This is a genomic window from Flavobacterium sp. CBA20B-1, assembly GCF_028473145.1.
Classification (GTDB): Bacteria; Bacteroidota; Bacteroidia; order Flavobacteriales; family Flavobacteriaceae; genus Flavobacterium.
The window spans coordinates 2,567,312-2,592,672 of the sequence record NZ_CP092370.1; the positions used below are offsets into that span (position 1 = coordinate 2,567,312).

Below are 25,361 nucleotides of genomic sequence, written 5' to 3' on the forward strand. Positions count from 1 at the left end.
TTATAGCTTTTTTGTGCTATGTATTATATATTTGTCAATTTAATAATAATGTAAACATAAAATAATAATAAAAAATAATTGTTTTATATTTGATACTATCAAATTAAGTAAAATTATGACAACAAACACATATACTCCAGAAGAGTTAAAAAAAATTGATCCGGTTTTTGGACAAATTTCATTTGATCATCACGAACAAGTTGTTTTTTGCCACGACAAAGATACTGGATTAAAAGCAATTATTGGTATTCATAATACAGTATTAGGTCCTGCATTGGGCGGTACTCGTATGTGGAATTATACTTCAGAGTGGGAAGCATTGAACGATGTTTTGCGTTTATCGCGCGGAATGACTTATAAATCTGCTATTTCAGGTTTAGATTTAGGAGGCGGTAAAGCAGTAATTATTGGTGATTCTAAAAAAGATAAAAGCCCGGAATTAATCAAAGCATTTGCAAAATATGTAGATTCTCTAAGCGGACGATATATCACTGCAGAAGATGTGGGTACCACCACTCCCGATATGGATTTAATTCACTCAATCACCCCACACGTTACAGGAATTTCTGAAAGTTTAGGTGGATCTGGAAACCCATCACCTGTTACAGCATATGGTGTTTACATGGGATTAAAAGCAGCTACAAAGTTCAAATACGGCTCTGACGATTTAAGCGGAAAAAGAGTTTTAGTACAAGGAATTGGTAATGTTGGCGAAACTTTGGTGAAGCACTTAGTAAACGCAGGAGCATTGGTAACAATTACAGATATTAGCAAAGAGCGCGTAGAAGAAGTAGCTCAAAAATACAACACAGCAATCTATATGGGCGATGATTTATATTCATTAGATGTAGATATTTATGCACCATGTGCTTTAGGAGCTACTGTAAATACCGATTCTATTGCAAAATTAAAAGCACAAGTTATTGCCGGTGCAGCAAACAATCAATTGGCAGACGAAAGCATCCACGGAAAAATGTTGCAAGAAAAAGGTATTGTTTATGCGCCCGATTTCTTAATCAACGCTGGTGGTATCATTAATGTGTTTGGTGAAATTGCTAAATACGGTTCAGACGAAGCAATCCGCAGAACAGAAAATATTTATAACACCACATTAGATATTTTAAACTACGCAAAAGAACAAGGTATCAGACCCAACCAAGCAGCTATGAAAATGGCAGAACAGCGTATTGAAAAGAAAAAACAAGAAAATAAATAAAATTTAAAATATTGTTTTAATTTTGCAAAGCGAAAATCAATCAGGTTTTCGCTTTCTTTATAAAAATAAGTTCTTAGTAGCATGGTAAACCGTCGTCATATCCGTTCAAAAGTATTGCAGGCAATATATGCAATGACCCAAAACCAATCCGATCAATTAGATGTATATGAAAAATATCTTTTCAGTAGTTTAGAAAACATCCGTGAATTGTATCTATTAATGCTTTCTTCATTAGTAGAACTTCAAAAAGTAGAAGCTACCTTTTTAGAAGTATCGGCACAAAAACACTTAGCTACACCACAAGAAAAAAATCCGAATAAAAAGTTTGTAAACAACGCAGTTCTGCAAATTTTATTGCAATCCGAAACCTTAAAAAACTGGACAGAAGAGTTGCACGTGAATCAGTTTCAGGTAAACGATCACTATATTAAAGCGCTTTTGCAAGAAATAAAAACCAGCGATTTGTATAAAAATTATATGCGCAACGGGGTGAATACATTTGCAGAAGACAAAGAGTTCGTAATTAAACTTTTTACCGATTTTATTGCACCAAACGAGAAAATTTACGAATTTTTAGAAGATTATAAAATATCTTGGATCGATGATATTCCGGTTGTAAACACAGCGATTTTGAAACAATTGGAAGGATTGAAAAACGAAAGCAGCTACTTTAAATTAAACAAAGTTTTTAAAGACGACGAAGACAAAGATTTTGCCAAACAATTGTTTAGAAAAACAGCTTTAAATGCCGATGTTTTTGTGAAGGAATACGAAGACAAAACCCGCAATTGGGATTTGGATCGTATTGCAGAAATTGATAGCATTATCTTGAATTTAGGTGTTTGCGAATTACAAAAATTTCCATCGATACCCGTAAAAGTAACAATTAACGAATATTTAGAACTTGCAAAAGAATATTCCACACCAAAAAGTAGTATTTTTATCAACGGAATTTTAGACGCTTTAGTCAAAGAATACCGCGAAGCAAATAAATTAAACAAAATAGGAAGAGGATTAATTGAATAAAATTATGAGAAAATTAATGTTTGTGGCGGGTTTAGCCGCTTTAAGTTTAACAGCTTGCAACAAAAAAGAAGACGCTTCATCTCGTATAGGTAACACTGCGTCAACCACCACCATCGAAACTACAACAACTTCCGAAACCGATGCAAACGGTGCAGCAGAAACCACAACTTCTACCAGCACCCAAACAGGTTTTCCTAAAATCGCATTCAACGAAACTACCCATGATTTCGGCGAATTGAAAAAAGGTTCAAAAGGTGAAGTGGAGTTCGAAATTAAGAACGAAGGAACTGTGGATTTAGTAATCATCGATGCAAAAGCATCTTGCGGATGTACCGTTCCTGAAAAACCAAACGAACCAATCAAACCTGGTAAATCGGCAAAAATGAAAGTAGTATTTTCTGCAAACAGCCTTGGTGCACAAAGTAAGACCGTTACTTTAACAACCAATACCGAAGCGGGAAGCGAAATATTAACGGTTAAAGCAAACGTAACAGAATAATAAAATGGATCAAGTACAACAGTTTTTACCTTTTGTTTTAATTATGGCGGCTATGTATTTTTTAATGATACGCCCACAACAACAAAGAGTAAAAAAAGAAAAAGAATTTGAAAGCAACTTAAAAGTAGGCGATAAGATTGTAACGAAAGCTGGTATTCACGGCAGAATTTCCGAACTTGCAGAAACAACAATGATTGTAGAAACAATGGCAGGAAAAGTGAAAATGGAAAAAGCAGCCATCTCGTTAGAATTAAGCAGAAAAGTAAATGCTTCCCCAGTAGTTGAAAAAAACTAAAAAAAAACTCCTAAAGAAATTTAGGAGTTTTTTGCATTAGTTAAGGTCTGTTTCCAGTAATTAGTCGGTATAAAATGGCAATAACTGCCAACACCAATAAAACGTGTATAAAACTTCCTACGGCATCTGCGAAACCAAAATATCCCACAGCCCATAAAATAATTAGTACTACGGCAATAAGCCAAATTAAATCTCTCATAGCATACTATTTTTTAAAATTAGTATATTAAAATTAGTAAAAAAATCGGCGCTATGCAATTTAACTTTTTATTTTTTTTAAACTTTGGCTGCTACAATACATTTTAGTACTTTTATCGCACATATTTTTAAGTAAACAAAAAGCTCTTATGCTTACAGAAAAAAAAGATATCGCTATTGCGGGTGCCGGTTTGGTGGGAACACTTTTAGGCATTTATCTTAAAAAGAAAAACTACAATGTAACGGTTTTTGACCGTAGTGAAGATATTCGAAAAATAAAATTTTCAGGTCGTTCTATAAATCTTGCAATGTCAACACGCGGTTGGAATGCTTTGGATAAAGTGGGTATCGGCGACGAAATTAGAAAAATTGCCATTGCAATGGATAAAAGAGCCATTCATTTAAAAGACGGTTCTTTGTCTTTCCAGCCCTATGGCATCAACGGCGAAGCCATCTATTCTATTTCGCGCGGCGGTTTAAACCGAATGATGATCGATTTAGCAGAGAAAGCCGGCGTGCATTTTGAATTCAATCAAAAAATTTGGGATGTAAATTTAGAAACAGCAACCTTATATATAGGTGAAAACGAACACGGCCCTTTTGAAGAACAGCAGTTTGATCAAGTATATGGTGCCGATGGTGCTTTTTCTCGCATTCGTCACCGCATGCAGCGCCAAAACAGGTTCAACTATTCACAGTATTTTTTAAATATCGGCTATAAAGAATTGACCATTCCTGCCAATGCAGACGGTTCGCATAAGATCGATCCGAATTCGTTTCACATTTGGCCACGCGGTGAATTTATGCTTATAGCACTTTCAAACGATGATGGCTCGTTCACCTGCACCTTATTTATGCCTTTTGAAGGAGTAAATTCGTTTGAAGAAATTAATACGGAAGACAAACTAACTGCTTTCTTTAACGAATATTTCTCTGATACAAAAGATTTAATTATCGATTTAAAGAAAGATTATTTCACAAACCCAACTTCTTCATTGGTGACCATGCATTGCTATCCGTGGACATATAAAGATAAAGTAGCTTTAATTGGCGATTCGGCACATGCTATTGTTCCTTTTTATGGACAAGGGATGAATGCCGGTTTTGAAGATATTACAGCTTTGAGCGAGTTGCTAGACGAATTTCCAAATGACATCCAAACTGTTTTTGAGAAATATCAGGAAAAGCGAAAGCCAAATGCCGATGCCATTGCAGAGCTTTCTTATAGAAATTTTATTGAAATGAGCACCAAAACAGCCGATGCCGATTTTTTATTACAAAAGAAAATAGAAGCATGGTTCACTAAATTGCATCCAGAAAAGTGGTTGCCGCTGTATGACCGGGTTACATTTAGTTTAAATCCGTATGAAGATGCACTAGCAATTGGCGATTTTCAGAAAAATGTAATGGATCAAGTAATGAAATTGCCAAACATTCACAGCGATTGGCAAACCAAAGAAGTAGAAAATTTTATCTTAGGTTTATTAAATACAAAAAAAGCAGACAATTAGTCTGCTTTTGTTTTGAAATTATTTTTTGAAAATTTTGGTAAGCACTCCAAATGCACCTCTAATAAAAGTGGCACTCGTTAGCACCTTTATAATTTGTTTGGTAAAATAACTTTCTTCTTTTTTTGGTGCAGCACTTCGGCTAGATTTTTTTGCCGTGGTTTCTTGAGTACTTTCTTCCTGCACTGAAAGTTTTTTATGCAGCAATTCATAAGCACTTTCTCTATCAACCACCTGATTGTATTTGTTTTTAAGAGGCGATTTTTGTATCAATCCCTCAATTTCGGAGGGCGATAAAATATCCATACGGCTCATAGGTGCTTGTATCATGCAAACCGCCAATGGAGTTGGAATACCTTTTTCGTTCAACACAGTTACCAAGGCTTCACCTGTTCCCATTTGAGTGATGATTTCACTGGTCTTATAATAAGGAGTAGAAGGGAAGTTTTCCGAAGCCAATTTTATTGCTTTGCGGTCTTTATCAGTAAAAGCCCGAAGCGCATGTTGAATTTTTAAACCCAATTGCGCCAAAACACCATCTGGCACATCGGTAGGATTTTGTGTGATAAAATACAGACCAATTCCTTTAGAGCGAATCAGTTTCACAATGGTTTCTATTTGATCTAAAAGTGCTTTGCTGGCTTCCTTAAAGATTAAATGTGCTTCATCAATAAATATAACCAATTCGGGTTGGCCGCTGTCGCCTTGTTCGGGCATGGTGTTGTAAACTTCTGCCAATAAACACAACATAAATGTAGAAAACAATTTGGGTTTATCTTGAATGTCGTTCAATCGAAGAATGTTTACAAAACCTTTTCCGTTTTCATCAATCCGCATTAAGTCTTTTATATCAAACGAAGTTTCGCCAAAAAATAAATCGGCATCTTGCTGTTCCAATTCAATTAATTTGCGCAAAATGGCACCGGTTGATGCAGTAGAAACGCGCCCATATTCCTTTTCAATGTCTTCTTTGCCTTCGTTGGTTATAAATTGAATCACCTTTTTAAGGTCTTTTAAATCCAGTAAAGGCAGTTGGTGGTCGTCGCAATATTTAAAAATTAACGACATAACACCCGATTGGGTATCGTTTAAATCTAAGATGCGTGAAAGCAACACCGGACCAAACTCAGAAATAGTTGCTCGCAAGCGCACGCCGTTCTGTTCAGAAATGGTTAAAAGTTCCACTGGAAAAGCAGCTGGCTCATAGGGAAGATTCATTTTTGCGTGGCGTTCTTCTATAAAAGCCGTTTTTTCTCCCTTGGCGGCAATTCCACTAAAATCGCCCTTAATATCCATCATTAAAACGGGAATGCCTTTGTTTGAAAGCTGTTCCGATAAAACTTGTATGGTTTTTGTTTTGCCCGTTCCGGTTGCCCCTGCAATTAATCCATGACGATTTAAAGTTTTTAACGGTATGTGTATCAGTAAATCGGCAATAGCTTGCTTGTCTGCCATTGCACCCCCAAGCGTGATAAAGTCGGTTTTAAAAGTGTATCCGTCCTTAATAGTTTGTTGAAATTTTTCTAAATCCATCGAAATAAATACTATTTTTGATAAAGATAGGAAGTTCTTGCAACAAAAAAATGCAAGAAAATCTAATATTAATTAATTGTTATTAAAAAAGTGGTGTTAAAATACAATAATAAAGATAATGAAACGTTTATAATTTAGGGATATGATAAAAAAATATTAAAAAGTAAAATAATTGTTTCTTTTTCGTTAATTTTAAAATCTTTAAGTACACGAACTAAAAAATTATTTTTTTATTTCAACTAAACAACTAAATTTGCTTTGCTTGAATGAAAGCGCAAAACTAATTTTAAAAATTGAGTAAACATTAAATTTAAATTTTATTAAGATGACACAAACAGTTGAGAAAAATCCAAGTAGTTCAGGATTATCAAACGTGGCTGCGGCGATTGCTATTATTCTATGTTTAGTTTTTGGGTATATTATCTGGAGATTTGTTCTAGGTTCATCCGTACACTTCATGAATGGTGATCGACATGGCGATCCTCTTCCAGGTGACTTGTTGGGAATGATGTATAAAGGAGGTCCGGTAATTGCTTTATTAATTGGATTGTTAACAACAACTATTGTATTTGGTATTGAAAGATTCATTGTGGTAAGTAAAGCTGCTGGTGCTGGTGACGTGAAAGGTTATGTTGCAAAGGTACAGTCTTTAGTAAACGCTAACCAAATCGATGATGCTATTGAGCTTTCAGACAAACAAAAAGGTTCTGTTGCAAATGTGGTAAAATCAGCATTAATCAAACTAAAAGAAGTAAAACGCGAAGGTTTTGATGCAGATAAAGCTACTGAAACTATTCAGAAAGAAATTGAAGAAGCTACTGTATTAGAAATGCCAATGTTAGAGAAAAACATGATTATTTTGGCAACATTAGTATCAATCGGTACCTTAGTGGGTCTATTAGGAACAGTAACTGGTATGATTAAAGCATTCTCGGCTTTATCAACAGCTGGATCGCCCGATTCAACAGCTTTAGCAACAGGTATTTCTGAAGCGTTAATGTGTACAGCTACTGGTATTGGTACATCTGCATTAGCTATTGTTTTCTATAACGTTTTCACAACTAAAATCGATAAGTTAACGCATTTTATCGACGAAGCCGGATTCGCAATTACACAATCATACAGAAGACACAATAAATAATTTATTGTAACTCGTATTAATTGTATAATTCCAGATTTTAATCTGGTTAAAAAAGAAGAAAGAATATGGCAAAAATGAAAAAATCAAGTATAAGGATTGATATGACCGCTATGTGTGACGTATCATTCCTATTGCTAACATTCTTCGTTTTAACCTCTACAGCAAAAACACCAGAAGTATATCCGGTTGATTTGCCTGCATCTACAAAAGAAACTAAAATTCCTACAGATGATATTTTAACTATTACTGTAGGGCAAGAAAACGTTTTTGTTGGTTTGTCAGGTAGAGAAGACAAAATAGAAGTACTACAAAAAATGGGGCAAGAGTACAAAATACAATTCACACAAGAAGAGTTGAATGCTTTTGCAGGAATGGAAAATTTTGGTGTTGATATCCGTGAAATGAAGAGTTTGTTGGCAAAACCTGCTAGCGAGCGTATGAATAAAGATTTGCATAAGGGCATTCCTTATAAAGACTCTTTAAACAATCAGCTTGCATCGTGGGTGAGTAACGCACGTAAATCTTCATGGGAACGAAAAGAGTCGTTCTTGAAAGTAGCGATTAAAGGAGATGCAAACGAGCAATATGGCACCATTAAAGAGATAATGGATATTTTACAAAAACAACGTCAAAACCGCTTTTACCTTGTTACAGGTTTAAGAACAGACGATTTTTAATCTACTAAATTTTAAAAAGAAATGGCAGAATTAAATACGGGTGGTAACGAAGGCAAAGGCGGCAAAAAAGTAAGAAGTAAAAAACAAAATGCCGGCGTTGATTTAACGGCAATGGTAGATTTGGCATTCTTATTGATTACGTTCTTTATGTTGACCACCTCTTTATCAAAACCTCAGTCAATGGACTTGACGATGCCGGATAAAATGAAAGATCCTAATCAAAAGGAAACTCAAGATGCTAAAGAATCAAAAACCATTACTATCTTAATTGGTAAAGATCGTAAATTAAAATACTATATGGGTATGTTTAATGATCCTTTTCAAGGTATTGGTCCAACAGATTCAACTTATGGGCAAAATGGTATCCGTAAAGTTATTTTACAAAAAATGGCTAACCTAAAAGCTCAAGGGTTTCAAGGTAAAGAGGGGATTGTTGTGTTGATCAAAGCAACTGAAGATGCTACATATACAGATATGATTGATATTTTAGATGAGATGGCAATTACTGGAGTGGAGATTTATGCATTGCAAGACATTACAGAAGAAGAAAAAGCAGTTATGCAATAAGCATAAATAAAAAATAAACTACTATGGCTAATATTAATTTATTTGGAAAGGATTGGACAAACATCGTGTTTGAAGGCCGTAACAAAGCGTACGGAGCCTACAAATTGCGTCAAGAAAATCCTAAAACAACCCTACTGGCATTATTGCTAGGAGTGGTTTGTATTGGTTTGGCTTTTGGTGGATCAGTAGCATATAAATCTGTTTTTGGAGAAAAATTCGATAGCAGTAAAAATGATGTTGAGGTAGAAATAACTGAAATTGCACTACCAGAGCTACCAGAGCCAGAACCACCAGTTGAAGAAATTGAAGATGAACCGGAACCTGAACCGGAACCTGAACAAGCAGATGCTTCTAAATCTGTACAAGAAGAGGTTAAGTTCTTAGAGACAGAAGTTAAGAAGGATAAAGATGTTAAAGACGAACAAAAAACATCTCAAAAAGACTTCGATGATACTAAAACTTCTGGACGAGAAGACCGTGAAGCGGATAAAACAGACGGTGATTTAAAAACCGATGGTTCGCAAACAGGTGGTGCAAGTAAAGGTTCGAAAGGTGATGGAAAAGGAGATAAATTTTCTGAAGAAGAAAACCCTAACAAAGTACACACTTTTGTATCGAAAAAAGCTGCACCAAACGAAGGTATTCAAGGTTTCTTCAATAACTTTATTAGAAAGTTCAACGCACCAGATGTGGGTGGAAACGTGAAAGAGATTTCTGTTCGCTTAAAGTTCGTTGTTGAAAAAGATGGTTCTTTTACCGATATACAAATTGCTGGACCAGATCCGCACAACATTGGTAAAGAAGCAATCAGAGTACTAAAAAGTATGCCTAAATGGAAACCGGCAGAACACAATGGGAAAACCGTGCGTTCAAGCTTTACGTTACCAATTAAAGTTAGAGTAAATAACTAATATGTTACAAAATTTTATAAATAACTTTAAACAAAAATCGCTTTTACAGCGATTTTTGTTCTTTGTGGGATTAGTGTTTTTAACACTTTATTTTATATTGGGATGTATGTTTATCTTTTGGAAATCAATCCCCTTAGAACTTTCCTATAATAGAAGGTTGCTTTTCGGGATTTTACTAATTGTGTACAGCATTTTCAGATTTTATAGAATTATTAATAGCAGGCAGGAATAAACTTCCTGCTTTTTTTATGGATTGCTATACAATAAATGCATATTCTTTACGTTTACCTATAAATGGCTGGTTTAATTTTTGTATATTTAGTTAAATGATAAAAAATATGGTTTGAAAAGTACGCTTAACTTAAAAATGTTTTATTATGAGTAATTTGAATTTATTTGGAAAAGAGTGGACCAATATTGTGTTTGAAAACCGCAATAAATTGTATGGAGCCTATAAATTACGACAAGAAAGTCACAAAACCACATTTATTGCATTGGCAATTGGTTTAACAATTATCAGTTTAGGTTTCGGAAGTTCGTATTTGTATGCATCCAACAAAAATGAAAGCACTATATTTACTCCTGCTGATGATTCATCTGAAACAGTTACATTAGTAGAAACTGATTTGGATAAAATCGTAGAACCACCTGTTACAGAAAAACCTGCCGGAACAAAAGATGAACCAACAAAGGCAGTAGAAACCAAAACGGATGTGATGGACAATAAAAAATTGACCGATGTTAATATCGTGGAAGATCACAAAGTGAAAAATGATGACTTAACAGCGCAAGATGAATTTGACGATAACACCAATTCAAGCACTGAAAATGTCGATGCAAATAAAAATGGATCTTTAAATACCGATGGTACCAAACCAGGAGATAAAAACACAAAACCCGGTAAAGATAAAATTGGAGATGGATCTACCTCTGGATCTACTGTGCTAAAAGGAAATGAAATTGTAACATTGGTGCAAAAAAAGGCAGTGCCTGTAGAAGGATACCAAAAGTTTTTTGATGCATTTGTGCGGAAGTTTTCTAAGAACACTACTGAAACAAGCTTAAAAGAAGTGACTATCAAATTGCGTTTTGTGGTAGAAAAAGATGGCTCGTTTACCGACATACAGATCGTTGAAGATAAATTAGGAATGGGGCAAGAAGCAATTCGTGTGTTACAAACCATGCCCAAATGGAAACCCGCTGAGCATAATGGAAAAACCGTACGTTCAAAATTTACATTACCCATTAAAATTAAAATAAACAACTAAAAAAGAATCTCGCACAAAAGCGAGATTCTTCGTTATAAACTACATATAATTGCGAAATTTAACAGAGCATAAAACCAGATTTTGGTCGCTTATAATTTTTGTTTGTTAAAAATGCAAAATTTGTCAAGTTTATTAAAAAAAAAATTAGTAGATTTAGCAATCAATTAATGTGTAAAAAGATGAAGCAAGTAATTTGGTGTATTTTAGGTATAAGTTTGTTTATTTCGTGTAAGCAAGAAACCCAGCAAAATAAAACCAAAAGCCAAGAAGCATATAATAAAGGAACAACCGAAATGTATGTGGAATCATCGGTTTTCCCTATAGTTGAAGACATAAATGAAGTTTTTAAAACATATTACAACGATACGGATATTCAGTTGAAAATGCTTTCGCAAAACGAAATTCTGAAAGCTGTTTACACTGATTCCATTCGATTGGCGATTGTGCCAAAAACGTTTAACGAAAAAGAGCTTAACGTTTTTAAAGGCAGGGTAGTGCCCAAGATTACGCCAATAGCAAAAGATGCGGTGTTGTTTATCACACAAAAAAGCAGCAACGACACCTTGATTAATTACAACGATGTGGTGGCTATTTTCAAAGGAACAAAAGCTTCAGATAAAGTATTTGTTTTTCACGATGCCAATTCCAATATCGTAAACAAAATTATGAGTGATGCCCAAGTGAAAGAGGTCAGTAAAAATGTATATTACGTGAACTCGGTTGAAGAGATTGTGGCTTATATCAATAAAAATAAAAATGCAGTAGGCGTTGTTGGAATCAATTGGATGGTGCAACCCGACGCAAAAATCAAAGAAGGAATTAAACAATTGCGTTCGATGTTGGTTTATAATGATTCGCTGAAACAATATGTGCAACCGTCGCAGAGCACCATAGCCGATAACAGTTATCCGCTGATTCGCACAATAAGCATTATCGATGTGCAGGGAAAAGCAGGTTTGGGAACAGGTTTTGCAAGCTTTGCCGCTTCAGACAAAGGACAACGTATCGTTTTAAAATCGGGTCTTATGCCCATATCATTACCAAAACGCGAAATTAACATAGTAGAATAATCTAGATTTTCAATACATTAGTAATTATGAATAAAAAAATTACCCTAAGTTTAGCTTTATTATCTTTTATTTTTAGTGCAAATGCCCAAGACGGCAATGAAATTGATACGGCGATAAAATATGGTCGTTACGATGTTGCTAAAAAAGAATTATATCGCCTTATTCGCTCACAACCCAATCAAGGAAAAAACTTTTATCGATTAGGGGTAATTCATTTAAACGAGAACAATAAAGACTCTGCCAGTTTTTATTTTAAACAAGGATTAAGAGCTGTAAAAAATGCCGATGTAAACAATATTGGTATTGCAAAAATTGGTTTACTTGACCAAAAAGATAAAGAAGCAAAATCAAAATTTAATGCAGCAACGCTGAACCTTTCACCAAGTGATTTTGAAACCTATTTGGTGATTGCAAACGCATATACTTTTGCGCCAAAACCCGATTTTGATGCCGCATTAGACTATGTGAATTTAGCAATGTTAGTAAACAAAGATACACCAGAGCCGCACATTGCGCGCGGAGATATTTATTTTGCAGAAAAACAGTTTGTAGATGCCCGCCGAGTATATTACGCTACTTCTAAAATGTTTCCGAACAGTTTGTTGCCAAAAATGAAGTTAGCCGATGTGTACCGTGCCGGAAATGAATTTGAAGAAGCAATAAAAGTTTATGATACCATTGTTTCAAAAGATCCAAATTATGCAGATGTTTATAAGCAGTTGGGATTAACTTATGCAGATTATGCTCGTTTTAAAGACGATCGTTCTTTGTTAGACAAAGGGGTGGAAAACTATTTTAAATACCACGGAATGATTGGAGAAAGTATGGATGTAGACAATGAGTTGGCAGCATATTTAATCAAAAATAAAGATTACAAATCATTAGGAGATTTAGTGCGCACCAAATGGTACACACGCGGTGATAACTTCTTCATGTATCGCTACCGTGCCATAGCCGATTTCCAAAACGGAAAGTTCTTAGACGCAAAAGAGAGCATTGATAAGTATTTCGATGTGCAAGATAAAAAAGAACAAATATTACCAATTGACTATTTATACAAAGGATTGTCTGAATTGGAAGCATCTAGAAACGAAGACGGAACATTTAATGAAGGGGTTTACAAAAAATCCATTCAAGAAATGACTAAAGCCGTTCAAGATAATCCAAAATTGGGAGTAGCATTACACGAATTGGGTGTGGATTTGTTTAAAGATGAGCACTATGAGCAAGCCTATTTTGTGTTTGATTTAGCATCAAAAGATGAAAAATCACCTTATTATGTGTACGATATGTATTACAAAGGAAATGCATTATACATGGCAAGCGATAAACCAATGTTTAACGATCAATTGCAAAAAGCAAAAACCAACTTAGACAGTTCGTTAAAGAAAACGCCAACTTTTGAAGCATATTTAATCAGTGCGCGTGTAAACCGAAACTTAAACACGCCAACGTCTATGGCACAAATGGAAAAAGATTATGAAGGATTCATCAATCTTTTAACTCAAAAAGGTAGAGCCAACGACGCTGCTTTTAAAGACGCCTTAATCGAAGCTTACACGATGATTGGTAACTACAATCAAAACGTAAACAAAGCAAAAGCAGTGCAATCGTTTCAAAAAGTATTGCAATTAGACTCTAGCAACGAATATGCACGAAAGCAAGTTCAAAATTCTAAATAATCAACAAAAAGCAACTGAAAGGTTGCTTTTTTTGTATAAGATAAATTTTAACCATAACAACCTTATGTTGGGTAGATAAAGTCACGGATTGCAAATACGCGACATTGGGGAAAACCAAGGAGTAGGTACAACAAAAAATGAAAGTGGTTTTTTATAATATAAAGTAGTTTATGAAGAATGTAAATAAAATAATTACAATATTTATATTATTATTTCTAATTATTTCATTAATTTCAAATATTAGCATAAGTATTATTGAACAAAATGTCATAGGAATAATTGCGTTAAGAAATATATTCATAGTTTTATTAATAATTTTTTTATATTACAATTTAAAAATAACTACCATTTTATTAACATTTTTCTGTTTATTCTTTTGGTACAATTATTTTTTTAATAATCAAGGAGAGGCTTATTATTTTAATGTTGTGATATATTATACTAATAACATTTATGAAATAATACGTTGTTTTTATTCAAATAATATTATTCACAAAACTATTTTAAATATACCTTTTATTTCTTTTGTTTTTATTAGTTTTTTTATTGCTCCCATTAGGATAAAAAAGCATAGTTTTAGATAATATATCAAAAAGGGAAATATAACTTGATCGCTCGGATTTAAGGTGCAAACCCGCGACATCGGGCTTTACTTATTCTCAAGAATCTCAGAATAAATACAAATAGAAACGATGATAAAAATGGACTTATTAAAGCATCAAAAAAAACGAAGTAAGTTTCTGATGATAATGCCAATTTTAACACTTGTAATTTTTTTATTTCCTAATTTTCTAAGTACGGGTATTCAGCTTGATAAAGAAAAGTTGATGATGGTTTTAGTTAGCGACTTTTCTAAAAGTTATAAATCACAATTTAAAAGAAATAAAATTTTCTTTATCAGTCCTTTATATTCAAGAGAAAATAAATTTTCTATATTCAATATTGGTTCTATGGATAATAAAGTAATACTTTCTCCTGATGGAACTGGATACTACCCAAAAGATTATATATCTTACAAAGATAAAATTTTCTTTATTGATGGAGAAATAACTTCTGCTCCCACTACAAGCGTATTTGATGTTTTGAAAAAAAATGATTTAATAGATTCATCGCTTTATAAAGTAGAAAAAGGATTAATTAAATTTGAAGATTTAAAAGAAGGAGATGGAAAAGAGTTACTCGATGAAAAGAAAAAAATAGCAACTTATGTTGTTTGTAAAAAGACAAATAAAGTCGTTTCTACCTGGATAACAAACAAATATAAAGTTGATGAGCGGAAAATGAAAAAAGCATTAAAAAAAGCTTGTAAGTAAGTAAACACTATCATCACGTGCGTTTAAAAATGTTTATTGACATAAAAATGTGTAAAACTCCGGAGGCTTTGAGTAGCGGGGGTAAAATACATAATAAAGTCATTTTATGATATAGCTAGGATTCAACTAATAAAACACAACTGAAAGATATCTTTGATGAAACTAAATTTCAAAATGACAAAGAACGAAATAGGCTTAATGAGCGAAGTTTATTTGATTTTTTAATATTTACCAATTTTAATGGAACAATAGTAGAGTTAAATTATTAAAAAAATATTCGGGAAGAAGTGATATTTAGAAATTCTAAAGAAAGTTAATCAATTTTAAAAATCACTTTGCACAATCAGTTTTTGTTGTTTTTGAGTAATTTTTAGTTTTATTAAATGTTAAAAAATGGAGTTAACATGTTTATGCTAAGTTAACTAAAAATTAACCTTAAAAAAACAATGAAAATAATTTGCGTGTTTCATAAAATCTAAAGTACTTTGCAATCGCAATAACGAAATGAAAGTTATCGCCCACAAAAAAACTTTTTCAAAAAAAAGCAAAAATAAATTTGCTGATTAAAAAATAAGTTTTACTTTTGCAACCGCTTTGAGAGAGAAGCGAATGTAAGAAGAACAAGTTCATAGACATATTGGATTAACAGAGAATTAAAGAGTAAAAGCTCTTGGGCAACCAAGAGGTTTTAAACGACACATCAACAATAAAAAAAATTATACGATGAAGAGTTTGATCCTGGCTCAGGATGAACGCTAGCGGCAGGCCTAACACATGCAAGTCGAGGGGTATCCCGCCTTCGGGCGGGAGAGACCGGCGCACGGGTGCGTAACGCGTATGCAATCTACCTTATACTAAGGGATAGCCCAGAGAAATTTGGATTAATACCTTATAGTTAATAGAAATGGCATCATTTATATTATAAAGATTTATTGGTATAAGATGAGCATGCGTCCCATTAGTTAGTTGGTGTGGTAACGGCATACCAAGACGATGATGGGTAGGGGTCCTGAGAGGGAGATCCCCCACACTGGTACTGAGACACGGACCAGACTCCTACGGGAGGCAGCAGTGAGGAATATTGGTCAATGGGCGCAAGCCTGAACCAGCCATGCCGCGTGCAGGATGACGGTCCTATGGATTGTAAACTGCTTTTGTACAGGAAGAAACACTCCCATGCGTGGGAATTTGACGGTACTGTAAGAATAAGGATCGGCTAACTCCGTGCCAGCAGCCGCGGTAATACGGAGGATCCAAGCGTTATCCGGAATCATTGGGTTTAAAGGGTCCGTAGGCGGCTTTATAAGTCAGTGGTGAAAGTTTTTGGCTTAACCAAAAAAATGCCATTGATACTGTAGGGCTTGAATATTTGTGAAGTAACTAGAATATGTAGTGTAGCGGTGAAATGCTTAGATATTACATGGAATACCAATTGCGAAGGCAGGTTACTAACAAATGATTGACGCTGATGGACGAAAGCGTGGGTAGCGAACAGGATTAGATACCCTGGTAGTCCACGCCGTAAACGATGGATACTAGCTGTTCGAGCTTCGGTTTGAGTGGCTAAGCGAAAGTGATAAGTATCCCACCTGGGGAGTACGGGCGCAAGCCTGAAACTCAAAGGAATTGACGGGGGCCCGCACAAGCGGTGGAGCATGTGGTTTAATTCGATGATACGCGAGGAACCTTACCAGGGCTTAAATGTAGTTTGACGTATTTGGAAACAGATATTTCTTCGGACAAATTACAAGGTGCTGCATGGTTGTCGTCAGCTCGTGCCGTGAGGTGTCAGGTTAAGTCCTATAACGAGCGCAACCCCTGTTGTTAGTTGCCAGCGAGTCAAGTCGGGAACTCTAGCAAGACTGCCAGTGTAAACTGAGAGGAAGGTGGGGATGACGTCAAATCATCACGGCCCTTACGTCCTGGGCCACACACGTGCTACAATGGCCGGTACAGAGAGCAGCCACTTGGCGACAAGGAGCGAATCTATAAAACCGGTCACAGTTCGGATCGGAGTCTGCAACTCGACTCCGTGAAGCTGGAATCGCTAGTAATCGGATATCAGCCATGATCCGGTGAATACGTTCCCGGGCCTTGTACACACCGCCCGTCAAGCCATGGAAGCTGGGGGTACCTGAAGTCGGTGACCGCAAGGAGCTGCCTAGGGTAAAACCGGTAACTAGGGCTAAGTCGTAACAAGGTAGCCGTACCGGAAGGTGCGGCTGGAACACCTCCTTTCTAGAGATGGTTTAAACATCTTTTACTCTTTAACTGTTGGTTCAAAAAAAAAGCAGAATAAAAAATACAGAGTCTCGTAGCTCAGCTGGTTAGAGTACTACACTGATAATGTAGGGGTCGGCAGTTCGAGTCTGCCCGGGACTACTTTTTGCAGTCGAAAGTCAAAAGTTCGAAAGTCAAAAGATCTGTACACTATTTATTCACAAGGAAATTCTAGAAGTTAAGAATCCACAATTCGTAATTCGTAATTAACAGATTCGTAATTAGAAAAATTGGGGGATTAGCTCAGCTGGCTAGAACGTCCCGCTACAGGCGGGAAGGTGAAGGGTTCGACTCCCTTATTCTCCACGATTCAACGATTAATCGTTGATTTGTTTAAGCGGTTAACCGATAACACGGTTTAACAATTAAACAAAAAAAGTTCATTGACATATTGAGATACATTTAAAAAGTAGAAAAGATATTAGAAATAATATAAAGCACATTTTTTGGGTCATAAATTTTTTTAAAGTATCAAGTTTAACTTGAAACCTTAAAAAAAGAAACATGAAACAAAAAAAATAGAGCACAATAAGCAAAATAAGGGCGTATGGGGAATGCCTAGGCTCTCAGAGGCGAAGAAGGACGTGATAAGCTGCGAAAAGCTACGGGGATCGGCACACACGAATTGATCCGTAGATATCCGAATGGGGCAACCCGGCATGTTGAAGACATGTCACATCGATAGATGAGCAAACCCGCTGAACTGAAACATCTAAGTAGGCGGAGGAGAAGAAAACAAAAGTGATTCCGTAAGTAGTGGCGAGCGAACGCGGAAAAGTCCAAACCAAAGTTGTTACGGCAATTTTGGGGTTGTAGGACCACGATATTGTATGCAAAGCGAATAAGAATCATCTGGAAAGATGAACCGCAGAGGGTGATAGTCCCGTATTGGTAAGCGATGTAATACATAGTGGTATCCTGAGTAGGTCGGGGCACGTGAAACCTTGATTGAACCCGGCGGGACCATCCGCCAAGACTAAATACTCCTGAGAGACCGATAGTGAACCAGTACCGTGAGGGAAAGGTGAAAAGAACCGTGAATAACGGAGTGAAACAGAACCTGAAACCATACGCCTACAAGCGGTCGGAGCCCATTCGTTGGGTGACGGCGTGCCTTTTGCATAATGAGCCTACGAGTTACCGTTGCTGGCAAGGTTAAGTAATTAAGTTACGCAGCCGAAGCGAAAGCGAGTCTGAATAGGGCGCATGAGTCAGTAATGGTAGACGCGAAACCGTGTGATCTACCCATGGGCAGGTTGAAGTTTGGGTAACACCAAATGGAGGACCGAACCGGTTGACGTTGAAAAGTCTTCGGATGACCTGTGGGTAGGGGTGAAAGGCCAATCAAACTCGGAAATAGCTCGTACTCCCCGAAATGCATTTAGGTGCAGCGCTGAAAAAGTTTAATAGAGGTAGAGCTACTGATTGGATGCGGGGGCTTCACCGCCTACCAATTCCTGACAAACTCCGAATGCTATTAAATGATTTTCATCAGTGAGGGCATGGGTGCTAAGGTCCATGTCCGAGAGGGAAAGAACCCAGACCATCAGCTAAGGTCCCCAAATGTATGCTAAGTTGAAAAAACGCGGTTTGATTGCCCCGACAGCTAGGATGTTGGCTTGGAAGCAGCCATTCATTTAAAGAGTGCGTAACAGCTCACTAGTCGAGCGATCGAGCATGGATAATAATCGGGCATAAGCATACTACCGAAGCTATGGATTGTACAATGTACAGTGGTAGGGGAGCATTCTAAACTGGGTAGAAGGTGATTTGTGAGAATTGCTGGACTGTTTAGAAAAGAAAATGTAGGCATAAGTAACGATAATGCGGGCGAGAAACCCGCACACCGTAAGACCAAGGTTTCCACAGCTATGCTAATCAGCTGTGGGTTAGTCGGGACCTAAGGCACACCCGAAGGGGGACGTCGATGGCCAACGGGTTAATATTCCCGTACTTGTAATAGTTGTGATGGAGTGACGCAGTGGTGAAAGTACCGCGAACTGACGGAATAGTTCGTTAAAGCACGTACCTATATCCTTTATAGTAAAATGCGTAGAGGATGGAGAAATGCGATAGTACTCGGAGCCTTCGGGCAAAGAGATAGTGTACCTAAAGGCTGTCAAGAAAAGCTTCTAAACTTAGATTATTAGAACCCGTACCGCAAACCGACACAGGTGGTCGAGGAGAGTATCCTCAGGTGCTCGAGAGATTCATGGCTAAGGAATTAGGCAAAATAGACCTGTAACTTCGGGAGAAAGGTCGCCATCCGCCGCAAGGCGTGATGGCCGCAGTGAAAAGGTCCAGGCGACTGTTTATCAAAAACACAGGGCTCTGCTAAATCGTAAGATGACGTATAGGGCCTGACACCTGCCCGGTGCTGGAAGGTTAAGAGGAGATGTTATCTTCGGAGAAGCATTGAATTGAAGCCCCAGTAAACGGCGGCCGTAACTATAACGGTCCTAAGGTAGCGAAATTCCTTGTCGGGTAAGTTCCGACCTGCACGAATGGTGTAACGATCTGGACACTGTCTCAGCCATGAGCTCGGTGAAATTGTAGTATCGGTGAAGATGCCGATTACCCGCAGTGGGACGAAAAGACCCTGTGCACCTTTACTATAGCTTAGTATTGTTCTTGGATAAGTGATGTGTAGGATAGGTGGGAGACTATGAAGCGGCGTCGCTAGGCGTTGTGGAGTCATTGTTGAAATACCACCCTTTGCTTATCTGAGATCTAACCCCGCTATGCGGGGGACATTGCTTGGTGGGTAGTTTGACTGGGGTGGTCGCCTCCAAAAGAGTAACGGAGGCTTCTAAAGGTTCCCTCAGCACGCTTGGTAACCGTGCGTAGAGTGCAATGGCAAAAGGGAGCTTGACTGAGAGACCTACAAGTCGATCAGGTACGAAAGTAGAGCATAGTGATCCGGTGGTTCCGCATGGAAGGGCCATCGCTCAAAGGATAAAAGGTACGCCGGGGATAACAGGCTGATCTCCCCCAAGAGCTCATATCGACGGGGGGGTTTGGCACCTCGATGTCGGCTCGTCACATCCTGGGGCTGGAGAAGGTCCCAAGGGTTGGGCTGTTCGCCCATTAAAGTGGCACGCGAGCTGGGTTCAGAACGTCGTGAGACAGTTCGGTCTCTATCTACTGTGGGCGTTAGAAATTTGAGTGGATCTGATTCTAGTACGAGAGGACCGAATTGGACCAACCTCTGGTGTATCAGTTGTGCCGCCAGGTGCATCGCTGAGTAGCTACGTTGGGAAGGGATAAGCGCTGAAAGCATATAAGCGCGAAACCCACCACAAGATGAGATTTCTTTAAAGGGTCGTTGGAGATGACAACGTTGATAGGCTATAGATGTAAAGGCAGTAATGTCATAGTCGAGTAGTACTAATAGCCCGTATGCTTATGTGCTCTGGAAGTTGCTTTGTAAAGAATAGTATTAAGATTTTAGTATTAAGTATTAAGACTGGAATATCTACAAAAAAAAGTATCGAAAATATGTTAACAATATTAGCCCGCCATTGGCGTGGCGTTTAAAGTTCAAAGTTTAATGTTCAAGGTTAAGACCTAAAACAAAAAAAACTTTTAACCTTAAACAAAAATTTAAGGTGGTTATAGCATCGGGGCTCACCTCTTCCCATTCCGAACAGAGAAGTTAAGCCCGATAGCGCAGATGGTACTGCATTTTCATGTGGGAGAGTATGTCGCCGCCTTTTTTTAAGAGAAGCTGTCCGAAAAGTCGGACAGCTTTTTTTTGTTGTATTTTTTCTCCAAAATAATTATCTTAGAGTTGCACAAAAAACCAACAATGGCTAAGGTAGTTTTTAAAAATCAAACAGGCAATAGTCCTGAACTTTTTCCGATTAATATTTTTGATAAAATCCCTAATAATCACCCTGTTCGATTAATCGAAGAGGTCGTTAACTCGTTGGATATTAGCAATATAATTAAGTTGTACAAAGGAGGTGGTACCTCTGCATATCATCCAAGAATGATGATTAAAGTGTTGTTTTACAGCTATTTGTCAAACGTTTATTCTTGCCGGAAAATAGCTAAAGCACTCACCGAAAACATCTATTTCATGTACATTTCGGGCAACTCTACGCCTGATTTCCGAACCATTAACGACTTTCGAGGGAAAATATTAAAAAATCATATTCAACAACTATTTGCCGAAGTAGTGAAAATGCTGGTTGAAATGGGCTATGTAAGTCTTGATATTCAGTACATTGATGGAACAAAAATCGAAGCCAAATCGAATCGTTATACTTTTGTTTGGAGAGGTTCGATTGAAAAATACAAGGAAAAATTAGAAGTTAAAATCAACACGATTCTTTCAGATATCGAAAGTGCTATTCAGTCTGATAATCAAGAAATTAACAAAGAAGAATTACCTAAAAGCATCAATTCGGAAGAACTTCGGGAGAAGCTATCGATCTTGAATAAAAAGCTGAAAGAACCCACTAAAAAACAGGCAAAAGAGCTACAAAAACTTCAGGATGAGCATCTTCCAAAATTAGAAAAATACGAAAAAGACCTAGAAACTTTAGGCGATAGGAATTCTTACAGCAAAACCGACCCTGACGCTACTTTTATGCGGATGAAGGAAGATCACATGAAAAACGGACAGCTTAAACCGGCTTATAATACGCAGATTTCAACTGAAAATCAGTTTATTACCCACGTTTCCATCCATCAAAAACCGGGGGATACCACGACTTTGGAATCGCATCTTGATGGTTTTGAAAATCTCTATGGAAAACAAAGCAAAGATGTGGTTGCCGATGCAGGTTATGGAAGCGAAGAAAATTACGAAATGCTTGAAAATAAAAGCATTAAAGCCTACGTGAAGTACAATTATTTTCACAAAGAAGCGAAACGGACGATGAAAAATAATCCGTTTTTGGTTCAGAATTTATTCTACAACAAAGAACAAGATTTTTACGTTTGTCCGATGGGTCAACGAATGGAAAATGTTGGCAAAGGAAAACGAATTTCGAGCAACGGACACGAATCGCAAGTGTCTTATTATCAGGCAAAAAACTGTAATAATTGTCCGCTTCGAGAGCAATGCTTCAATGCAAAAGGTAATCGCAGAATAGAAGTCAATCACCGGTTGAATGAGCTTAAAGAAAAGGCTCGAAATTTATTAACGAGCGAGAAAGGGCTGGAACATCGCAGTAAACGCCCTATAGAAGTAGAGGCTGTTTTTGGGCAACTCAAGCACAATAATGATTTTAATAGATTTACATTCAAAGGCTTAGAGAAAGTAGAATTAGAATTTCTACTGATGGCTCTTGGACATAATTTTAGAAAAATGGTGGCTGTAGCAGTTGCGGGAAGAAAAACGGTATTCAAACGCCGTATTTTTGGTTCTAAACTTGTCATTTTTGTCGAATTTAGATGCTATCAGCGGTCTTTATTTCAAAAAAAGCAAGAAATTAACTTTAGTGATGATGTTGAAAAGTTAGTAGTATAACAAAGAGGCTATCCTTTTTGGACAGCCTCTTTTTTGTTATAGGTGCGGCGCAATTCTCCGCCTCGGCGGATCGGGTCGCCGCCTTTTTTTAGTAAAGCCTGTCTTTTTCAAGATAGGCTTTCTTTTTTTGATATTTACTACGTACCGTTCGCTTCGCTCGGGTGGTGCGGCGCAATTCTCCGCCTCGGAGGATCGGGTCGCTGCCTGTTTTTATTAACACCAGCTTAAAAGGCTTTTTATTGTTTTGTAGAATTTAGTTTGACCACATATTTATAGATTTACACTAATTTCTTTTCTAAAATGTACAGCAATACAATTTACATTATACACTATACATAAAATGTGGCTAAAGCCAATTGTAAATTTACATCATAATCATTGAAATAAAGTTCGAGGCAATTGATTTAAGAGAACTTGAAACTTTAAACCTTAAACTAACCACAGATCACGAAAATTAACTCAGATTTTTTACAATATATGGGTTAAATTTTTCAATTTATACGCATAATAAGCGAGTGTCTTTTTTAACTTATATACTTTTTAGATCATGTCTTACTTTGTTTTAGTAGGTCTCACTTCAACTTTGCTTGGTAAAACATTTGGATTCATTTTTAATAAATCTACAACCAATTGTCCTAAATCCGAAGGTTGAATTTTCCATTGATCTCCTTCGCTTGGGATATGATTGTTAAAGTTCGAGGTAACCGAACCTGGCATAATGGTAGTACATTTTACATCATAATCGCGCAAATCTAGCATAGCTGCTTGTGTAAAACCTACAACTCCAAATTTGGATGCATTATAACCCGCACCATTTGCAAAGAAGTTTGTACCAGCCAGGGAAGCCATAGAGATATAATATCCCTTGTTTTGTTTTAATTGTTCTACAGTTGCTTTTAGCGTATGAAAAACACCTGTTAGATTAGTTTCTATCATGCAATTCCACTCTTCTAAAGACATTTGGTCGATGGGTACGAACTTACCCAATCCTGCGTTGGCAATAACAACATCTAATTTACCATAGGTTGCTAAAATTTCTTCAACTGCTTTTTTTTCGTCTTCAAAATTTCTAACATCAGATTGCACTGCCAAAACATTTTCAGTACCCAATTGTTCTTTTGCTTTATTTGCATCATCGATATTTCTTCCGGAAATTGCCACTTTGACTCCGTTTTGCAATAAAGCTTTTGCTATACCAAAGCCTATTCCTTTTGTACCTCCTGTTATATAAGCTACTTTGTGTTCTATGTTTTGCATGTTTAAATTAAATTGATTTTTATACGGATTGTAAAGATAGCTAATTACTCCCTTTCAAGCTACTGTGCTAATAGGAAAAGTAAATTATATGCAGTCGCAATATTTGCACGCTTTAATAACAGGTTATAAATAGAATTATTGTAAATTCGCAGCTATAATTCAGCTCACAAGTATCCAAAATCATAAGCGATTCAAGATTGAATCGCTTTTTTTTATACCTTTGTATTTTTAATAGTATGTTATGGGAATAATGATTGAAGAAGATTTAAAAATAAAACCCTCTATTTGTGACGAGCTTAAAGAAGAAATTTTATTTTTAAGTAATGAAGAAAAACAGGTAATTGTTCATTGTTCTATTTATGCAATGGATTATGGTGATGCAGCTAGAATTTGGAAAAGTACTTATTTGGTTGATAAAGAATCAGGGGTAACATATAAATTAATTTTTGCAGAAGGTATAAGTTTTGCTCCGCAGTGGACATTAATTCCTTTTCAGAAACCATTAGAGTTCACCTTAATTTTTAAAGGGTTACCAAAAAGTTGTAAATCGTTTGATTTGGTAGAAATGATACCCGAAGATGGTGGCTTTGAAGTGCTAAACATCAGTCGGAATACTGCAGACGTTTATTATGTAACAATTTAGTGTATTATAAACATAAAATTAACATTTTAGCAGAACAATAAAAAAAGCATCTCATTGAGATGCTTTTTAATTTTTTCAGTCTAAGAAGATTAAGCTTCAAATGGTACAACAGAAACGAAAGACTTGTTATCTCTCTTTTTCACGAATTGTACAACTCCATCAACTTTAGCATGTAAAGTATGATCTTTACCCATGTAAACATTTTCACCTGGGTTATGTTTTGAACCTCTTTGTCTTACAATGATGTTACCAGCAATAGCTGCTTGACCACCATAAATCTTAACGCCTAAACGTTTCGATTCTGATTCTCTACCGTTCTTAGAACTACCGACACCTTTCTTGTGAGCCATGATGTTTGGTTTTTAAAATTGTTAATACTTTCTAGTTACAGATTAAATGTTGATTCCCTCAATTACGATTTGCGTCAACGCTTGTCTGTGACCGTTTTTCTTTTTGTATCCTTTTCTTCTTTTCTTTTTGAAAACGATAACTTTGTCACCTTGAAGGTGCTTTAAAACTTTCGCTCCTACAGAAGCTCCTGTTATAGCTGGGGCGCCTAAAGTAACTGTTCCTGCATTGTCAACTAAAAGAACTTTGTCAAAAGTAACATTTGCTCCTTCTTCTGTTGCCAAACGGTTTACATACACTTTTTGGTCTTTGCTAACTTTGAATTGTTGCCCTGCTATCTCTACGATTGCGTACATAACAATTAAATTAAAATTGATTTTTAAGACTGCAAATATACAAAAAATATCTATAAAACAAATCTAAGTGACTCGTTTTTAAAAAATTAATTCC

Annotated in this window: 19 protein-coding genes, 2 tRNA genes, 3 rRNA genes and 1 pseudogene; 20 read left to right on the plus strand and 5 right to left on the minus strand. The window is 36.4% G+C overall.

Translation table 11 applies throughout. The annotated features are described in order from the left end of the window. The first annotated feature begins 115 nt into the window (after positions 1–115). The 4 genes from MG290_RS12550 to yajC all read left to right on the plus strand — a co-directional run bounded on the left by MG290_RS12550 (position 116) and on the right by yajC (position 3,036). Positions 116–1,216, plus strand: coding sequence for a Glu/Leu/Phe/Val dehydrogenase dimerization domain-containing protein (locus tag MG290_RS12550; protein ID WP_257499623.1), 1,101 nt, complete (start codon positions 116–118; stop codon positions 1,214–1,216). Between the two features lie 81 nt (positions 1,217–1,297). Continuing rightward, positions 1,298–2,242: a transcription antitermination factor NusB gene (gene nusB, locus MG290_RS12555; protein WP_257499622.1), complete on the plus strand. Its 945-nt coding sequence runs from the start codon at positions 1,298–1,300 to the stop codon at positions 2,240–2,242. Positions 2,243–2,246: 4 nt separating this feature from the next. Continuing rightward, positions 2,247–2,741 (plus strand): DUF1573 domain-containing protein, encoded by a 495-nt coding sequence (locus MG290_RS12560; protein WP_264561608.1) that lies wholly within the window; start codon positions 2,247–2,249, stop codon positions 2,739–2,741. A 4-nt stretch (positions 2,742–2,745) separates the two neighbouring features. Further along, positions 2,746–3,036 (plus strand): preprotein translocase subunit YajC, encoded by a 291-nt coding sequence (yajC, locus tag MG290_RS12565; protein WP_257499620.1) that lies wholly within the window; start codon positions 2,746–2,748, stop codon positions 3,034–3,036. Positions 3,037–3,076: 40 nt separating this feature from the next. On the opposite strand, the gene MG290_RS12570 is transcribed toward yajC, so the two are convergent. Beyond that, positions 3,077–3,235: a lmo0937 family membrane protein gene (locus MG290_RS12570; RefSeq protein WP_124899743.1), complete on the minus strand. Its 159-nt coding sequence runs from the start codon at positions 3,233–3,235 to the stop codon at positions 3,077–3,079. A gap of 148 nt (positions 3,236–3,383) precedes the next feature. On the opposite strand from MG290_RS12570, the gene MG290_RS12575 reads away from it, so the two are divergent. Beyond that, entirely contained in the window at positions 3,384–4,745 is a 1,362-nt protein-coding gene (locus tag MG290_RS12575) for an FAD-dependent oxidoreductase (RefSeq protein WP_264561609.1), read from the plus strand. Positions 4,746–4,763: 18 nt separating this feature from the next. On the opposite strand, the gene MG290_RS12580 is transcribed toward MG290_RS12575, so the two are convergent. Continuing rightward, positions 4,764–6,275 carry a DUF853 domain-containing protein gene (locus MG290_RS12580; protein ID WP_264561610.1) on the minus strand — a complete coding sequence of 504 codons (1,512 nt, stop codon included), beginning with the start codon at positions 6,273–6,275 and terminating at the stop codon, positions 4,764–4,766. 325 nt (positions 6,276–6,600) lie between these two features. Here MG290_RS12580 and MG290_RS12585 point away from each other — a divergent pair, with 325 nt between their 5' ends. The 14 genes and pseudogenes from MG290_RS12585 to MG290_RS12650 all read left to right on the plus strand — a co-directional run. Continuing rightward, a complete protein-coding gene (locus MG290_RS12585) occupies positions 6,601–7,416 on the plus strand; it encodes a MotA/TolQ/ExbB proton channel family protein (protein ID WP_264561611.1) in 816 nt (271 codons plus the stop codon). Positions 7,417–7,490: 74 nt separating this feature from the next. Then, positions 7,491–8,093, plus strand: coding sequence for an ExbD/TolR family protein (locus tag MG290_RS12590; RefSeq protein ID WP_319800345.1), 603 nt, complete (start codon positions 7,491–7,493; stop codon positions 8,091–8,093). Positions 8,094–8,114: 21 nt separating this feature from the next. Continuing rightward, complete coding sequence (locus tag MG290_RS12595; RefSeq protein ID WP_264561613.1) at positions 8,115–8,660, plus strand: ExbD/TolR family protein; 546 nt, start codon at positions 8,115–8,117, stop codon at positions 8,658–8,660. A 23-nt stretch (positions 8,661–8,683) separates the two neighbouring features. After that, positions 8,684–9,571 (plus strand): energy transducer TonB, encoded by an 888-nt coding sequence (locus MG290_RS12600; protein WP_264561614.1) that lies wholly within the window; start codon positions 8,684–8,686, stop codon positions 9,569–9,571. A 377-nt stretch (positions 9,572–9,948) separates the two neighbouring features. Further along, the gene (locus tag MG290_RS12605; protein WP_264561615.1) at positions 9,949–10,839 is read left to right on the plus strand and encodes an energy transducer TonB; all 891 of its coding nucleotides are present in this window, start codon (positions 9,949–9,951) and stop codon (positions 10,837–10,839) included. 179 nt (positions 10,840–11,018) lie between these two features. Continuing rightward, positions 11,019–11,909, plus strand: coding sequence for a PstS family phosphate ABC transporter substrate-binding protein (locus tag MG290_RS12610; RefSeq protein ID WP_264561616.1), 891 nt, complete (start codon positions 11,019–11,021; stop codon positions 11,907–11,909). 26 nt (positions 11,910–11,935) lie between these two features. Further along, complete coding sequence (locus MG290_RS12615; protein WP_264561617.1) at positions 11,936–13,591, plus strand: tetratricopeptide repeat protein; 1,656 nt, start codon at positions 11,936–11,938, stop codon at positions 13,589–13,591. A gap of 701 nt (positions 13,592–14,292) precedes the next feature. After that, the gene (locus tag MG290_RS12620) at positions 14,293–14,904 is read left to right on the plus strand and encodes a hypothetical protein (protein WP_264561618.1); all 612 of its coding nucleotides are present in this window, start codon (positions 14,293–14,295) and stop codon (positions 14,902–14,904) included. Between the two features lie 720 nt (positions 14,905–15,624). Continuing rightward, a 16S ribosomal RNA gene (locus tag MG290_RS12625) occupies positions 15,625–17,142 on the plus strand. Positions 17,143–17,212: 70 nt separating this feature from the next. Then, positions 17,213–17,286, plus strand: a tRNA-Ile gene (locus MG290_RS12630). A gap of 130 nt (positions 17,287–17,416) precedes the next feature. Beyond that, positions 17,417–17,490, plus strand: a tRNA-Cys gene (locus MG290_RS12635). Between the two features lie 221 nt (positions 17,491–17,711). Then, a 23S ribosomal RNA gene (locus MG290_RS12640) occupies positions 17,712–20,594 on the plus strand. 194 nt (positions 20,595–20,788) lie between these two features. Continuing rightward, positions 20,789–20,900 (plus strand): 5S ribosomal RNA (gene rrf, locus MG290_RS12645). The 16S, 23S and 5S rRNA genes sit together here with 2 tRNA genes alongside, the layout of an rRNA operon. Positions 20,901–20,992: 92 nt before the next feature. After that, positions 20,993–22,504, plus strand: a pseudogene (locus tag MG290_RS12650) (IS1182 family transposase); the annotation flags it as partial. 711 nt (positions 22,505–23,215) lie between these two features. Here MG290_RS12650 and MG290_RS12655 read toward each other — a convergent pair. Further along, positions 23,216–23,920 carry an SDR family oxidoreductase gene (locus MG290_RS12655; protein WP_264561619.1) on the minus strand — a complete coding sequence of 235 codons (705 nt, stop codon included), beginning with the start codon at positions 23,918–23,920 and terminating at the stop codon, positions 23,216–23,218. Positions 23,921–24,161: 241 nt separating this feature from the next. On the opposite strand from MG290_RS12655, the gene MG290_RS12660 reads away from it, so the two are divergent. Continuing rightward, positions 24,162–24,563, plus strand: a complete 402-nt coding sequence (locus MG290_RS12660; protein ID WP_264561620.1) for a hypothetical protein — start codon at positions 24,162–24,164, stop codon at positions 24,561–24,563. Positions 24,564–24,652: 89 nt separating this feature from the next. On the opposite strand, the gene rpmA is transcribed toward MG290_RS12660, so the two are convergent. Together rpmA and rplU are read right to left on the minus strand one after the other, a co-directional pair. Continuing rightward, positions 24,653–24,913, minus strand: coding sequence for a 50S ribosomal protein L27 (rpmA, locus tag MG290_RS12665; RefSeq protein ID WP_257499515.1), 261 nt, complete (start codon positions 24,911–24,913; stop codon positions 24,653–24,655). A 42-nt stretch (positions 24,914–24,955) separates the two neighbouring features. Beyond that, positions 24,956–25,267: a 50S ribosomal protein L21 gene (gene rplU / locus MG290_RS12670; RefSeq protein ID WP_257499516.1), complete on the minus strand. Its 312-nt coding sequence runs from the start codon at positions 25,265–25,267 to the stop codon at positions 24,956–24,958. Between the last annotated feature and the right edge of the window lie 94 nt (positions 25,268–25,361).

Coding starts and splice junctions, on each gene's coding strand:
- MG290_RS12550 (WP_257499623.1), top strand. CDS start 116: ATGACAACAAACACATATACTCCAGAAGAGTTAAAAAAAATTGATCCG.
- nusB (WP_257499622.1), top strand. CDS start 1,298: ATGGTAAACCGTCGTCATATCCGTTCAAAAGTATTGCAGGCAATATAT.
- MG290_RS12560 (WP_264561608.1), top strand. CDS start 2,247: ATGAGAAAATTAATGTTTGTGGCGGGTTTAGCCGCTTTAAGTTTAACA.
- yajC (WP_257499620.1), top strand. CDS start 2,746: ATGGATCAAGTACAACAGTTTTTACCTTTTGTTTTAATTATGGCGGCT.
- MG290_RS12570 (WP_124899743.1), bottom strand. CDS start 3,235: ATGAGAGATTTAATTTGGCTTATTGCCGTAGTACTAATTATTTTATGG.
- MG290_RS12575 (WP_264561609.1), top strand. CDS start 3,384: ATGCTTACAGAAAAAAAAGATATCGCTATTGCGGGTGCCGGTTTGGTG.
- MG290_RS12580 (WP_264561610.1), bottom strand. CDS start 6,275: ATGGATTTAGAAAAATTTCAACAAACTATTAAGGACGGATACACTTTT.
- MG290_RS12585 (WP_264561611.1), top strand. CDS start 6,601: ATGACACAAACAGTTGAGAAAAATCCAAGTAGTTCAGGATTATCAAAC.
- MG290_RS12590 (WP_319800345.1), top strand. CDS start 7,491: ATGAAAAAATCAAGTATAAGGATTGATATGACCGCTATGTGTGACGTA.
- MG290_RS12595 (WP_264561613.1), top strand. CDS start 8,115: ATGGCAGAATTAAATACGGGTGGTAACGAAGGCAAAGGCGGCAAAAAA.
- MG290_RS12600 (WP_264561614.1), top strand. CDS start 8,684: ATGGCTAATATTAATTTATTTGGAAAGGATTGGACAAACATCGTGTTT.
- MG290_RS12605 (WP_264561615.1), top strand. CDS start 9,949: ATGAGTAATTTGAATTTATTTGGAAAAGAGTGGACCAATATTGTGTTT.
- MG290_RS12610 (WP_264561616.1), top strand. CDS start 11,019: ATGAAGCAAGTAATTTGGTGTATTTTAGGTATAAGTTTGTTTATTTCG.
- MG290_RS12615 (WP_264561617.1), top strand. CDS start 11,936: ATGAATAAAAAAATTACCCTAAGTTTAGCTTTATTATCTTTTATTTTT.
- MG290_RS12620 (WP_264561618.1), top strand. CDS start 14,293: ATGGACTTATTAAAGCATCAAAAAAAACGAAGTAAGTTTCTGATGATA.
- MG290_RS12655 (WP_264561619.1), bottom strand. CDS start 23,920: ATGCAAAACATAGAACACAAAGTAGCTTATATAACAGGAGGTACAAAA.
- MG290_RS12660 (WP_264561620.1), top strand. CDS start 24,162: ATGGGAATAATGATTGAAGAAGATTTAAAAATAAAACCCTCTATTTGT.
- rpmA (WP_257499515.1), bottom strand. CDS start 24,913: ATGGCTCACAAGAAAGGTGTCGGTAGTTCTAAGAACGGTAGAGAATCA.
- rplU (WP_257499516.1), bottom strand. CDS start 25,267: ATGTACGCAATCGTAGAGATAGCAGGGCAACAATTCAAAGTTAGCAAA.